General features: G+C 56.3%; 14 protein-coding genes and 1 tRNA gene. 5 read left to right on the plus strand and 10 right to left on the minus strand.

The features are described 5' to 3' along the window. Positions 1-23: 23 nt before the first annotated feature. Positions 24-1,055 (minus strand): endolytic transglycosylase MltG, encoded by a 1,032-nt coding sequence (mltG, locus tag HF894_RS01615; protein WP_204970855.1) that lies wholly within the window; start codon positions 1,053-1,055, stop codon positions 24-26. 82 nt (positions 1,056-1,137) lie between these two features. After that, positions 1,138-1,213, minus strand: a tRNA-Thr gene (locus HF894_RS01620). Positions 1,214-1,627: 414 nt separating this feature from the next. Here HF894_RS01620 and HF894_RS01625 point away from each other — a divergent pair. The 3 genes from HF894_RS01625 to HF894_RS01635 all read left to right on the plus strand — a co-directional run bounded on the left by HF894_RS01625 (position 1,628) and on the right by HF894_RS01635 (position 7,037). After that, entirely contained in the window at positions 1,628-2,896 is a 1,269-nt protein-coding gene (locus HF894_RS01625) for a putative DNA modification/repair radical SAM protein (protein WP_204970856.1), read from the plus strand. A 94-nt stretch (positions 2,897-2,990) separates the two neighbouring features. Further along, the gene (locus HF894_RS01630; protein ID WP_204970857.1) at positions 2,991-6,251 is read left to right on the plus strand and encodes a S41 family peptidase; all 3,261 of its coding nucleotides are present in this window, start codon (positions 2,991-2,993) and stop codon (positions 6,249-6,251) included. 9 nt (positions 6,252-6,260) lie between these two features. Then, positions 6,261-7,037 carry a TIGR03915 family putative DNA repair protein gene (locus HF894_RS01635; RefSeq protein ID WP_075317429.1) on the plus strand — a complete coding sequence of 259 codons (777 nt, stop codon included), beginning with the start codon at positions 6,261-6,263 and terminating at the stop codon, positions 7,035-7,037. Between the two features lie 6 nt (positions 7,038-7,043). Here HF894_RS01635 and HF894_RS01640 read toward each other — a convergent pair whose 3' ends face one another. From HF894_RS01640 to HF894_RS01650, 3 genes are read right to left on the minus strand one after another with little or no spacing between them, the layout of a single operon-like run. Beyond that, complete coding sequence (locus tag HF894_RS01640) at positions 7,044-8,024, minus strand: lytic transglycosylase domain-containing protein (protein WP_075318986.1); 981 nt, start codon at positions 8,022-8,024, stop codon at positions 7,044-7,046. Between the two features lie 36 nt (positions 8,025-8,060). After that, positions 8,061-8,792 (minus strand): SDR family NAD(P)-dependent oxidoreductase, encoded by a 732-nt coding sequence (locus tag HF894_RS01645; RefSeq protein WP_021847594.1) that lies wholly within the window; start codon positions 8,790-8,792, stop codon positions 8,061-8,063. Between the two features lie 6 nt (positions 8,793-8,798). After that, positions 8,799-9,215, minus strand: coding sequence for a secondary thiamine-phosphate synthase enzyme YjbQ (locus HF894_RS01650; protein ID WP_204968844.1), 417 nt, complete (start codon positions 9,213-9,215; stop codon positions 8,799-8,801). A 159-nt stretch (positions 9,216-9,374) separates the two neighbouring features. On the opposite strand from HF894_RS01650, the gene HF894_RS01655 reads away from it, so the two are divergent. Both HF894_RS01655 and HF894_RS01660 read left to right on the plus strand, forming a co-directional pair. Next, positions 9,375-9,839, plus strand: a complete 465-nt coding sequence (locus tag HF894_RS01655) for a MaoC family dehydratase (protein WP_021847592.1) — start codon at positions 9,375-9,377, stop codon at positions 9,837-9,839. Positions 9,840-9,847: 8 nt separating this feature from the next. Next, positions 9,848-10,054 (plus strand): hypothetical protein, encoded by a 207-nt coding sequence (locus HF894_RS01660; protein WP_021847591.1) that lies wholly within the window; start codon positions 9,848-9,850, stop codon positions 10,052-10,054. Positions 10,055-10,157: 103 nt separating this feature from the next. Here HF894_RS01660 and HF894_RS01665 read toward each other — a convergent pair whose 3' ends face one another. Genes HF894_RS01665 through HF894_RS01685 form a run of 5 tightly spaced genes read right to left on the minus strand, consistent with a single transcriptional unit; the run spans position 10,158 to position 13,080 of the window. Further along, on the minus strand, positions 10,158-10,496 hold the full coding sequence (locus tag HF894_RS01665; protein WP_021847590.1) for a nitrous oxide-stimulated promoter family protein: 339 nt from the start codon (positions 10,494-10,496) through the stop codon (positions 10,158-10,160). Between the two features lie 15 nt (positions 10,497-10,511). Further along, on the minus strand, positions 10,512-11,405 hold the full coding sequence (locus tag HF894_RS01670; protein ID WP_075317427.1) for a helix-turn-helix domain-containing protein: 894 nt from the start codon (positions 11,403-11,405) through the stop codon (positions 10,512-10,514). Positions 11,406-11,443: 38 nt separating this feature from the next. After that, the gene (locus tag HF894_RS01675) at positions 11,444-12,220 is read right to left on the minus strand and encodes an amidohydrolase (protein WP_204970858.1); all 777 of its coding nucleotides are present in this window, start codon (positions 12,218-12,220) and stop codon (positions 11,444-11,446) included. A 20-nt stretch (positions 12,221-12,240) separates the two neighbouring features. Beyond that, complete coding sequence (locus HF894_RS01680) at positions 12,241-12,795, minus strand: 1-acyl-sn-glycerol-3-phosphate acyltransferase (RefSeq protein WP_075317425.1); 555 nt, start codon at positions 12,793-12,795, stop codon at positions 12,241-12,243. A 15-nt stretch (positions 12,796-12,810) separates the two neighbouring features. Beyond that, positions 12,811-13,080 (minus strand): hypothetical protein, encoded by a 270-nt coding sequence (locus HF894_RS01685; protein WP_075317424.1) that lies wholly within the window; start codon positions 13,078-13,080, stop codon positions 12,811-12,813. Positions 13,081-13,234 lie beyond the last annotated feature (154 nt).

Below are 13,234 nucleotides of genomic sequence, written 5' to 3' on the forward strand. Positions count from 1 at the left end.
TTTACTCTTACATTTAATCAAATCTATTTGAAAATCTTTCTTTTGTTCAGTGCATTCCAGTATTTTCGAGCATTTTGCATGTGTTCGGCGTAAGTTGATGCAAAATTGTGTGTGCCCGAGAAGTCTTCCTTGGCACACATATATATATAGTTGTGTCGCGTGTAGTCGAGGACGGCGTCGATGCCAGCGGGAGTGGGGATGCGGATAGGGCCCGGTGGAAGTCCGGCGTTGAGGTAGGTGTTGTAGGGCGAGGGGAATTCCAGGTGGGCATTGGTGATGCGGCGGAGCGTGAAGTCTTGCAGGGCGAACTTCACGGTGGGGTCGGCTTGCAGGGGGATGCCGGCACGCAGGCGGTTGATGTAGAGTCCTGCCACCATAGGCTTCTCCTGTCGGTTATTTGTTTCTTCCTCTACGATGGAGGCCAGGGTGGCCACTTCGGCGGGTGTCATGCCCAGCGAATCGGCCTTGGCTCGTCGGGACGGGTTCCAGAAACGGTCGTGCTCTTTCGTCATACGAGCAAGGAAGTCTTCTGTATCCATGTCCCAGTAGACTTGGTAGGTTTCGGGGATGAACAAGCTGGGCAGGGTCTCGGGCGTGTAGCCCTGGCGGCTCCAGCGGGTGGTGTCGCGCAGGGCCTGCATGATTTCTGCCGAGTCTATCATCAGTTGGTTGCCCACGTTGCGGGCCAGCCTGTCCAGCGTGCGCACGCTGCCGATGACCAGATTCATCGGCTCTTGGTGGCCGCGCAGGAGGCGACCAAGAACATGGTAGGCGTTATCGTCCGGCAGAATAGCGTAGCGACCGGTCTTAACGTGCTCTGGGTATTGTTTCAGGCGGGCTGCCCAGCGCAGGCCGGTCAGATTGCCGGGTGCGGCGGTTTGGCGCAGTTTGTGGTAGACGGAGTCGGTCGTGTCGTCGCGGTCTATGTAGATGTGGACTTTCTTTTCCGGATGGAACTGTGGTGCCAGCAAGAGCTGATAGCCGATTCCCAGGCAGAGGACACAGGCTACTGCCAGTATGAGTAGGCTGGAAAACAAAACTTTCTTTTTCGTCATGAAACTCTATGTTTTTTTCCCGCAAAGGTATGCATTTGTATGAAAAGAAAAAAGAGATGTCCATTGCGGGCATCTCTTTTTGTGGAGCCGATAGCCGGACTTGAACCGGCGACCTACGCGTTACGAATGCGTTGCTCTACCAACTGAGCTATATCGGCAAGTCGTGTTGGGCTTACGGCGTGCAAAGGTACAGCTTTATTTGAAACTGCAAAAACTTTGGCCGTTTTTTTCGAAATATTTTTGGGGACGAGCTTTCCGCAGCCTCGGGTTCCACAGGCTTTCCAGGCGGGGGAACCTCCCTTTGTAGGGCTACACAGCGGGTTTCGGCTTCAGAAAATGCCTTTGTAGGGCTACACAAGCAGGTTTCGGTTTCAAAAAATGCTTTTGTAGGGCTACACGGGCGTTTTTCGGTTTCAGAAAATGCTTTTGTAGGGCTACACGGGCGTTTTTCGGTTTCAGAAAATGCTTTTGTAGGGCTACACTGGCATTTTTCGGTTTCAGAAAATGGTTTTGTAGGGCTACATACGTTTTTTTCTCTTACTTTTGCAGGAAAAAGAACGAAAGGAAGGCGGATGAACGAACAAATGCTCCATAAACTGAAGGTGTTGGCCGAGTCGGCCAAGTACGACGTGTCGTGCTCGTCGAGCGGCACCGTGCGGCGGGGCAAGGCGGGCATGGTGGGCAACACGGTGGGTGGCGTGGGCATCTGCCACAGCTTTGCCGAAGACGGGCGGTGTATCTCCCTGCTCAAGGTGATGCTCACCAACTATTGCATCTACGACTGTGCCTACTGCATCAACCGCCGCAGCAACGACATACCGCGCGCCACGCTGTCGGTGACCGAGCTGGTGGAGCTCACCATGGAGTTCTACCGCCGCAACTACATCGAGGGGCTCTTCCTGAGCAGCGGCGTGGTGCGCAACCCCGACTACACCATGGAGCGGCTGGTGCGCGTGGCCAAGGACCTGCGGACGGTGCACCGCTTCAACGGATACATCCACCTGAAGAGCATCCCCGGCGCCTCCCAGGAGCTGGTACACGAGGCGGGGCTCTATGCCGACCGCCTGAGCGTGAACATCGAGATATCCAAGGAGGAGAACCTGAAGCTGCTGGCGCCCGAGAAGGACCACCGCAGCGTGTACGCCCCCATGCGCTACATCCGTCAGGGGGTGCTGGAGAACCGTGAGGAGCGGAAGAAGTTTCGCCACGCGCCGCGCTTCGTGCCCGCGGGGCAGAGCACGCAGATGATTGTGGGCGCCACGGCGGAGACGGACAAGGACATCCTGCGCCTGTCGTCGGCCCTTTACAGCCAACCCACCATGCGCCGCGTCTACTACTCGGGTTACGTGCCCGTCAATGCCTACGACCCACGCCTGCCCGCCCTGAAGCAGCCGCCATTGGTGCGCGAGAACCGCCTCTACCAGGCCGACTGGCTGATGCGTTTCTACCAGTTTCAGGTGGACGAGATTGTGGATGATGCCTATCCCGACCTCGACCTCGAGGTGGATCCCAAGCTGGCATGGGCCTTGCGCCACCCCGAGCAGTTTCCTGTCGACGTCAACAAGGCCGACTACGAGATGCTGCTCCGCGTGCCGGGCATCGGGGTGAAGTCTGCCCGCCTCATCGTGGCTTCGCGCCGCTTCGGGCGGCTGGGTTACTACCAGCTGAAGAAGATGGGGGCGGTGATGAAGAAGGCGCAATACTTCATCACCTGCAGCGAACTGCCCATGCTGACGGTGAACGAGCTGACGCCCCAGGGCGTGCGCCGCTTGCTGGTGAAGAAGAAGGCGAAAGGGGGAGATGACGGGCAGCTGACGCTGGACTTCGGGGGTGGAGAATAGACTGGGCGAGAAGTCTCTCCATTTATTCGCCCGATTGGAAAAAAATGATTATTTTCGAAGCCTAATAACAATCTGTTTTACCATCTATTGATTTATGAAGAAACTTCTCTTACCCCTTTTTGCCTGTTGCTCCCTGTGGGCCCAGGCAGACGACGCGCCCCTGTGGCTGCGTTATCCCGCCTTGTCGCCCGACGGACGGGAGATAGCTTTCACCTACAAAGGTGACATCTATACTGTGCCTGTCGAAGGCGGACGGGCGGTGCAACTGACGACGAACCCCCGTCACGACACGCGTCCCGTGTGGTCGCCCGACGGTCGCTACATCGTCTTTGCCTCCGACCGCGAAGGCAGCTTCGACGTCTATCTGATGGCTCGTGAGGGAGGAACGCCCCGACGCCTCACCACCCACTCGGGCAACGAATATCCCGAGACCTTCAAGGACAATGAGACAATACTCTTTACTGCCTCCATCCGTCCCGACGTGAAGGACAGTCAGTTCCCCTCGTCCCTCTTCCCGCAGATCTATGCGGTGGACACCAAGGGCGGACGCCCCGTGCTCTTCTCGTCGCTGGCCATGCAGGAACTTTCGCTCAGCCGTGACGGCCGCCGCCTGCTCTATCAGGACCAAAAGGGATATGAGGATCCCTGGCGAAAGCATCACCAGTCGTCCATTACGAAAGACATCTGGCTGTGCACCCTCGACGGGGAGCGCACCTATCAGAAGATAACCCGCTTTGCCGGCGAAGACCGCGAACCCGTGTGGTCGGCCGACGGCCGTTCCTTCTACTACCTGAGCGAGGAGAGCGGCAGTTTCAACGTGTGGAAAGCGGCGGCCGACGGTTCGGAAAAACGCCAGCTGACGCGCCACACTACCCATCCTGTGCGCTCGCTCAGCGTGGCCGACGACGGCTTGTTGTGCTACACCTACGACGGCGAGCTCTACACCCTGCGCGAGGGTGGAAATCCGCAGAAGGTGGCCGTATCCATCGTGTCCGACCGCCTGGAGCGCGACGTGGTGAATCAGCTGCTGCGCGGCGGTGCGACAGACATTGCCGTGTCGCCCGGCGGCAAGGAGGTGGCTTTCATTGTGCATGGCGACGTCTACGTCACCTCGATGGAGTATGAAACCACCCGCCGCATCACCGACACGCCCCAACAGGAGCGCGACCTGAGTTTCAGCCCCGACGGCCGTTCGCTGGTTTATTCGGCCGAACGCGACGGTGTGTGGGGTGTCTATCTGGCGCGCCTCACCGACAAGGAAGAGAAGCTCTTCACCTACGCCGTCGGTGTGGAGGAAGAGCCGCTGGTGGTTTCGGGACGCACGTCCTTCCAACCCACCTTCTCGCCCGACGGCAAGGAAGTGGCTTTCCTCGAAGACCGTACCACGCTGCGCGTCATCAACCTGAAGTCGCGCAAGGTGCGGACGGTGCTCGACGGCAAGTACAACTATTCTTACTCCGACGGCGACCAGACCTACCAGTGGTCGCCCGACAGTCGCTGGTTCCTGGCCAAGTATATCAGTGTGGGCGGATGGAACAACACCGACATCGTGCTGGTAAAAGCCGACGGCAGCGGTGAGATGACCAACCTGACCGAAAGCGGATACTCCGACGGCAACCCCAAGTGGGTGCTGGGAGGCAAGGCCATGATCTGGTCGTCCGACCGTGCCGGCTATCGCAGCCATGGCAGCTGGGGTTCGGAGGACGACGTGTACATCATGTTCTTTGACGCCGAGGCCTACGACAAGTTCAACCTCTCGAAAGAGGAGCTGGCGCTGGCGGAAGAGGCCGAGAAAGAGGAGAAGGAAGCGAAGGAAAAGGCTGAGAAAGAGAAAAAGGACAAGAAGAAAGACAAGAAGGAAGCCGACAAGGACGAGGAGAAGGAGGAAGAGGTGGAACCCCTCGTCTTCGACCTGGAGAACCGCAAGGACCGCGTCAGGAGGCTCACCATCAACTCCTCGCACATGGGCGACGCCGTACTGACGCCCAAAGGCGACAAGCTGTACTATTGTGCGGCTTTCGAGGGTGGATATGACCTGTGGGAGCGCAATTTCCGCGAGAACTCCACCAAGCTGCTCATCAAGAACGTGGGTGGCGGCAGCATGTCCATCGACAAGGACGGCAAGTACATCTACCTGCTCTCCGGCGGAGCCATCAAGAAAATCACCGTGGGCGAGAGCAAGGTGACGGGTGTAAGCTTTGCCGCCGACTTCCGCTACCGCCCGGCCGAGGAGCGTGCCTACATCTTCGACCACGCCTGGCGTCAGGTGAAGGACAAGTTCTACGACCCCGACCTGCATGGCGTCGACTGGGAAGGCTATCGCAAGGCCTACGAACGTTACCTGCCGCATATCAACAACAACTACGACTTCCAGGAGATGCTGTCCGAACTGCTGGGCGAGCTGAACGGTTCGCATACAGGTGCACGCTACAGCGCGCCGATGTCGGCGCCGACGGTGGCCGAGCTGGGTGTCTTCTTCGACGAACAGTATCAGGGCGACGGCCTCAAGGTGGCCGAAGTGCTGAAGCAGGGGCCATTATCCAAGGCTGGTTGCCGCGTGAAGGCCGGCTGCATCATCGAGCAGATAGACGGACAGCCGGTGAAGGCCGGCGAGGATTACTTCCCGTTGCTGGCCGGCAAGGCGGGCAAGCGTGTCATGCTCTCCGTGTACGACCCCTCTACAAACAAGCGCTTCGACGAGCAGGTGAAGCCTGTATCGCCGGGGGTCGTATCGGGCCTCCTCTACAAACGTTGGGTGGAGCAGCGGCGTGAGATGGTGGACCGCCTGTCGGGCGGACGCCTGGGTTATGTGCACGTCAAGGGTATGGACAGCCAGAGCTTCCGCGAGGTCTACTCCGAATTGCTGGGGCGTTGCCGCAACAAGGAGGCCGTCATCGTGGACGTGCGCCACAACGGTGGCGGATGGCTGCACGAAGACTTGGCTGTGTTGCTCAGCGGCAAGGAATACCAGCGCTTCGAACCGCGCGGACAGTACATCGGCAGCGACCCTTTCAACCGCTGGCTGAAGCCTTCGTGCGTACTGGTGTGCGAGAACAACTATTCGAATGCTCATGGCTTCCCCGTGGTTTACAAGACGTTGGGCTTGGGCAAGCTCATCGGTGCGCCTGTGCCGGGCACGATGACCGCCGTGTGGTGGGAGCGTCAGCTCGATCCGTCGCTCGTCTTCGGCATTCCGCAGGTGGGCGTGAAGGACGAGAACGGCCAGTACCTGGAGAACCACCAGTTGCAACCCGACATCGAGGTCTACAACTCGCCCGAGTCGCAACTGCGTGGCGAGGATACCCAGCTGGAGCGTGCCGTTGAGGAGATGCTGAAGCAGCTGGACAAACAGTAAGCGGCGTTCATGCAGATTATTTTTCAGTTTGACAATACCTTCGACGGCCTGTTGACAGCCGTCTTTGAGGCCTATTCGCGGCGCACCTTCCCCGATGTCCTGTCGGTGGAGGGTGAGCCGCTTCCACTTTTCCATGACGAGGTGTTCACGGTGGTGACCGATACAGTGAAGGCAGAAAGGGTGTGGAAAGGGGTGCAGAAGAAGCTGTCGGCAGGTGCTTTGCGCTGCCTGACCCAGTGCTGGCTGGCCGAGGAGGCGGAGACGCCCATGGTGATCTTCCACTACATCCGCAAGGTGGTCGATGCGCCCCGATCCATCGAGACGAACTTTGCCGACCCCGATGTGTTGGCGTTTGCGCGCATGTGGAAGCGGGTGAGTGGGGAGCGGTGGCACCTCATTCAGTTCATCCGCTTTCAGAAGGCGGCCGATGGTACTTACTTTGCCGCCGTGGAGCCCGAAAAGAATGCCCTGCCGCTGGTGATCGACCACTTCCGCGACCGCCTGGGCGACCAGCGCTGGGTGGTGTACGACGTGGGGCGTGGCTATGGCTTTTACTTCGACGGGCAGGAGGTGAGGCACGTCACCTTTGCCGACGACAGCCCTGTCGTCCGTCTGGTGGACGGACGCCTGGACGAGGAGCTGATGGACAAGGACGAACGCCTCTTCCAACAGCTGTGGAAGACGTACTTCAAGGCCATCTGCATCAAGGAGCGGTGGAACCCGCGCAAGCACCGTCAAGACATGCCTGTGCGCTACTGGAAGTACCTGACGGAGAAGCAGGAGTGAGGAGCGTCAATCGATGACCCAGCGGCGGTTGTGGGGTACAGTCTTCTTGGGGTCGTAGTGCATGCCCGTGCGGGTAGGAATCTTCAGCACATAGGTTCGTCCGCTCTTGTTCATCAGCGAGGTGTCGCGCAGCCAGGGGTTGAAGTCCTTGAGCTGGGCGTAGGTGATGCCTTTGCTTTTGGCGAACCGAGCCAGGTTTTCTATGCCCTTGGTGACGGTCACTGTGGTGCAGGCAATGGGCGGATAGAGCTGTTCGCGTTTCAGCATGAAGCCGTAGCGTTGCGGATCGGTGAAGACAGCCTTGGCGGCCAGCAGGCGGAACATGTAGCGCGAGGTTTCCTCGACCAGCCACAGGTCGGCGGCCTGGTCGACCATCTGGCGCTGGAGCTGCTGGGTGATGCGTCCCTGGCCGGCGTTGTACGCGGCGGCCACGCAGAGCCAGTTGCCATACTTGGCATACGAGGCCTTGAGGTACTTGCAGGCGGCACGGGTGGCTTTTTCGAGGTTGTAGCGCTCGTCGATGTTCTGGTTTACTTCCAATCCGTATTCACGCCCCGAGGCTTGCATGAACTGCCACATGCCGGCGGCTCCGGCGGGCGACTTGGCCAGGTGGTTCAGGCTGCTTTCGATGACGGCCAGATACTTGAAGTCGTCGGGTACGCCACATTCTTTCAGGATGGGTTCGATGACGGGGAAATAGCGGTTGGCGCGCTTCAGCGAGAGCATGGTGGACGAGTGCATGTAGGTGAAAGCCATCAGTTCGCGATCCATGCGTTCGCGGTGGTCATAGCGGTCCATGCGGATGGTTTGTCCGGCGAAGGTCACCTGGTCGGGGACGGAGGGCGAGGCGGTGAAGTGGGACACGTCGCTGCGCACGGAGTTCTGCTCGGGGCTGAAGCGGGCATTTCCCAGCAGGAAGGGCAGGGAGATGCCGATGCAAAGGGTGGCCGTCGAGGCCAGTATCGGTCGGATGAAGTTCTTTTTCATATCGGTCATTGGGGTTTATGTTTGTTGCTTGTTCATTTATCGGTTTCTGATAGGCAGGCGCACCCACAGCCAGCGGGGGATGAGGCGCCAGAAGAAGACGAGCACGCAATAGCGTCCGTCGATGACGGCTACACGCTTCCGTCGGTCCACGGCGCGGACGATGGCGGCCGCCACGCGCGGTGCCTGCATCAGCATGGGGTAGCGTCCTCCCTTCAGCAGGTCGGTGGCCACGAAGCCGGGGCGGATGTCAGTGAAGCGGATGGGTAGTTTCTGCATGCGGGCCAGTTGGTCCAGCGCATCGATGTAGGTGTTCTGGAAACGCTTTGTGGCCGAGTAGGCGGGTGCCGCGCCCAGTCCCTGAGTTCCGGCGATGGAGCTGATGACGGCGATGTGGCCGCCTCCGTTTGACCGGAAGTAGTTGAAGGCGGCGGTGGTCAGGCGGATGAATCCACCAACGTTCGTGGCGGCCGTCTGCAGCTCGACGTCGGGCCGCAGGTCGGGGTTCTGCGCGCCGATGCCCGAGCTGAGGAAGAACACGTCCATGCCGCCCAGCCGCGCGATGAGTTCGTCCAGACGTCGGGGAGCGTCGTCGGCGGTCACGTCCAGCGGTTGCACTTCCACTTGTCCGGCGGGGTAACTGGCTTGAAAGCGGAGCAGGGTTTCTTCGCGTCGTCCGGCGATACCTAGCCTCCAGCCCCTTGCGGCCCAGATGCGCGCCACTTCCAGCCCGATGCCCGATGTGGCGCCTATGATGATGGCTCGTTTCATACGCTGTTATTCTCCTATGATGGTGGCTACTATCTTTCGTCGTTCCCGTCCGTTGCGAAACTCGCAGAGGTAGATGCCCTGCCAGATGCCCATGTTCAGCCGGTGGCCGGTGATGGGGATGGTCAGGCTTGCTCCCGTCAGCGTGCTCTTGGCATGGGCGGGCATGTCGTCGTCGCCCTCGCATGTATGCTGGTAGTAAGGTTCCCGTTCCTTGACCAGGCGGTTGAAGATGGCTTCCAGGTCGGTTTGTACGTCAGGGTCGGCGTTCTCGTTCAGGCTCAGTCCGGCGGAGGTATGCTTGATGAAGAGGTGGAGCAGCCCCATGGCCGGAAGTGGCGGCAGTTGCGCCACAATTTCGTCGGTCACGAGGTGGAAGCCCCTTCCGTGTGAGGGTAATGAAAATTCTTTCTGTAGAATGCTCATGGCTGATAGTGTTCTTTTTGTACGATTTAGTGGCAAATATAGCCAAAACTTGTTTAAACGTTTGCATTCGTCCGGTTAAATTCTTTGCCGTTTGTTGGGAAAATGCGATATTTGTCTGCTCAAAATCGAAAGCTGTTGAACAATATTAAGAGTATATCTATGGAAAAAGTGATTATTAATTCGTATGAAGAATTCGAGAAGCTGGTAGGTCAGCAGATTGGTGTATCGGACTATGTGCAGATCCCGCAGGAACGTATTAACCTCTTTGCCGATGCCACGTTGGACCACCAGTGGATACACGTCGACACCGAACGCGCCAAAGCCGAAAGTCCCTTCAAAAGCACCATCGTGCACGGTTACCTGACCCTTTCTATGCTGCCCTACTTGTGGAACCAGATTATTGAGGTGAACAATCTGAAGATGATGATCAACTACGGCATCGAGAAGATGAAGTTCGGTCAGGCTGTTTTGTCGGGCCAGAGTATCCGTCTGGTCGCTTCGATGCAGTCGCTGACCAACTTGCGTGGTGTGGCCAAGGCTGAAATCAAGTTTGCCATCGAAATCGAGGGTGAGAAGAAGAAAGCACTCGAGGGCGTGGCTGTCTTTCTCTACTATTTTAACTGATATCGGGCATGAAGAAATTGCTTTGTCCGCAATGTAAGGTGGGTATTTTCTGTGTGAAGGATGCTCAGGGCAATCGTCTGCCGGTCTATGTTTCAGACCAGGGAGAGATTGTGCCGAAGGATGAAACAGCTTCTTTGGCAGGTTATGATCTGAGTGAAGTCTACTGTCTGGGATGTTCGTGGCACGGTAGCCCAAAGCGTCTGGTGAAGTATTGATACCTTTCTTTTATTTTTATATTTAGGCACGGATTGCGTAAATGCTTACGGATTTTTAGTTATTTTCCTGTATTTATCTGGGCAATTCGTGCCTAAAATGTATCTAATCTTTTTGTTTTCTGGTGTATTCATGCCATAGGTGCCGAAAAGCAGCCTGCGGGTGATAGAGCAGCATCCGTGGCCCTGCGTAGCGCATGACTTGGCGCATTCGTTCCTTCATTTCCGGCTTGTAGCAATGGACAGGGCAAAGGCGGCAGGTAGGCTTGTCTTCACCAAAACGGCAATGGGACAGGCGGGTGTGGGCATACGTCAATAGCTCTTGACAAGCAGAACACAGTTCTCGGTTTCCTTCTTTGCGGCGGCAATAGAGGCGGATCATCAGTTCCACGGTCTGTTTTTCTTGTCGGATACGTCGTTGCTCTTTTTCTGAGGTTGTTATCATTTGTGGTATGAAGGGTTAGGCTAGTGTTCTGCGATATTCGCAAGGCGTGTGTCCCACGTGCTTCTTGAACAGGCGATTGAAGTGCTGGGAATATTGGAAGCCTAGTTCGTAGGCTATTTGGCTTACCGTCTTGTCCGTACCGGCGATCATTTCTTTGGACAGGTCGATGATTTTGTCCTGTATGTACTCTTGGGGTGACTTGCCCGTTTCCTTTTTGATTAGGTCGCCGAAGTAGTTGGGCGAGAGGCAGACTTTGTCGGCAAAGTAACGGACGGTGGGTAGGCCGTGTTCCTGCGCCAGATGGTTCAGAAAGTAGCCGTCCAGCAGGTCTTCGAACTTGTTGAGAACATTCTTGTTGACGGCTGTGCGGGTGTTGAATTGGCGTTCGTAGAAGCGTAGGCAGTAGTCCAGCAGGAGCTCAATGTTGCGTACGATGAGTCGTTTGCTATGTCGGTCGGCCGGTCGTTCCACCTCCATGCGTATTTTGTTCAGGCAGTCGGTGAAGATGCCTTTCTCTGTATCTGATAGGTGGAGCGCTTCGCTGGAGCTGTAGGAGAAGAAAGAATAATGCCTGATTTCACGTCCCAACGCTGTGCCGCGTATAAGGTCGGGATGGAACAGTAGTCCTTGTGCCTGGGGTTGGTCTTCCAGCTGAACTTCGACTACTTGGCCCGGCGCGAAGCTGGTTACAGTCCCTTCCTGATAGTCGTAGGTCTGGCGGCCATAACGTATGTCGCCACAACGGGTCTGTTTCAGAAAGAGGGCGTAAACACCATAGTTCATGGTGACATGCATGGGGAAGCGGGTAGCCTCTTTCAGGTCGACAATACTGATCAGCGGGTGCAGGCTCTTCAGGCCGAACATTTGGTTGTATGCTTCTACATTATCCAGTTTGATTATTTCTTCCATGGTTTTGCAAATCGGGAGTTGATATGCAAAAATAAGAATTATTTCTGTAAAATGAAGTTGTCGGCGTCGGCGGCTACAGGAAATTTTTCGCGCAGGTGTTGTAACGGTGCCAGTTCGATGTTGGTCGTGGCCATGCCTTCCTGTCCGTCGGGCAAGAAAGCCAAACGTTCGCCTTTGGGCGAGTAGAGGGCACTTCCGCCGTTGTGGAGCAGGTGGTTTCCGTCAGTACCTGTTCGGTTTACGCCACATACGTAGCACTGGTTCTCCATGGCTCGCGCTTGGAGCAGGACGTCCCATACAGCTCGGCGGGAGGCAGGCCAGCAAGCCACGTAGAGAGCCAGGTCATATTCATTGGCGACGTTGCGGCTCCATACGGGGAAACGCAGGTCGTAGCACACTTGAGGCAGAATGCGGAAGCCGCGATAGCAGATGATGGGGCGCTCATTGCCTGCGGTGAAACATTCATTTTCATGCCCCATGCGGAAGAGATGGTGCTTGTCGTAATAGGTCGCTTCTCCCTCGGGCGTGAGAAAGAAAAAACGGTTGCGATAATTACCGTCATCATGATGAGCTATGAAGCTGCCTGCCAGGGCGGTGCCGTATTGGGAAGCCCATTGCTGGAGTTGCTTGATGGTGGGGCCTGTCATTGGTTCGGCCAGCTGCTCAACGTTCATGCTGAAGCCTGTTGTGAAGGTTTCGGGCAGCATTACAAGGTCGGTCTCTCCCTTCAGCTCTTCCAGGCGGAGGTGGAGGCGGCGCAAGTTTTCGAGCTTGTCTTCCCAGGCTATGTCGGTTTGTATCAGGGTAATGCGCATGGAAGATAGAGTGTCCTTTTTCAGATATTTCCGATGGAGAAGTATTCGGGGTGTTTACCTTTGAAGTTCTTGAAATAGAGCTTTATCTCGTGCATGTCTTTTTCGATGTCACCCGATGGGACGATGGTACGGGTACAAGAGATGGTCTTCGACGGATAGTCTATTCCGAAGAGCATGATGGGGACTTGTGCTTTCAGGGCAATGTAATAGAATCCTTTTTTCCACTCCGGATTAGCTTTGCGTGTACCCTCAGGTGTGATGGCCAGGTTGAACTGACGGACGGAGGCGAAGCGTTCGGCCATTTGGTCGACCAGCGAATTTTTCTTACTACGGTTGACAGGGATGCCTCCCATGGCTTTGAACACCAGGCTGAGCGGGAAGAAGAACCATTCCTTTTTCATCATAAAGTGAGCGTCACGCCCCAGCGATCCGTAGAAGAGCTTGCCGATGAGCAAGTCCCAGTTGGAAGTATGGGGGGCGGCGCAAAGAACGCACTTGTCATGGAAAGGAACCGTGACGTTCGTCTTCCAGCCCAGCAGACGGTGATAGATAAAGCGGCAGAATTGTTGTTTCATTCTTTCTCTGTCGGCTTACTTCAGTTGGCCCATGCGATCAATGATCTCGTTTACTTTGGCGTTGAAGTCAGAACGGAACTTCTTGTAGAAGCCCTTTACATTGCCAGGCTCGGTGTGGCTGATTCGGCTCAGGAATTCGTCTTGCATGGTCAGGATGTCACCCATCAGGGCGTCGGCCTTCTGAGGGTCGGTACCTGGAACGTAGAGTTTGTTGACCAGACACTCGGTGAAGAGTTCACCTGCGATATAGTTCACGCTTTTCTTCAATGCTTTTCTACTTGCCATAATCTTTCGTTTTAAAGTTAGATTTTCGGGATAAAGATAGTGCTTTTCTTTTTGATAAGGCAAGCGGCAGATGTTTTTTTCTGCTTCCTTGTAGAAAAAGCATTGTTTTCTTCTTGGGAAAAGGCCGTGTTGTCCAAGGCAAAGCATTGCTTTT

Source organism: Caecibacteroides pullorum (genome assembly GCF_019239235.1).
In the GTDB taxonomy this organism is placed as follows: Bacteria; Bacteroidota; Bacteroidia; order Bacteroidales; family Bacteroidaceae; genus Bacteroides; species Bacteroides pullorum.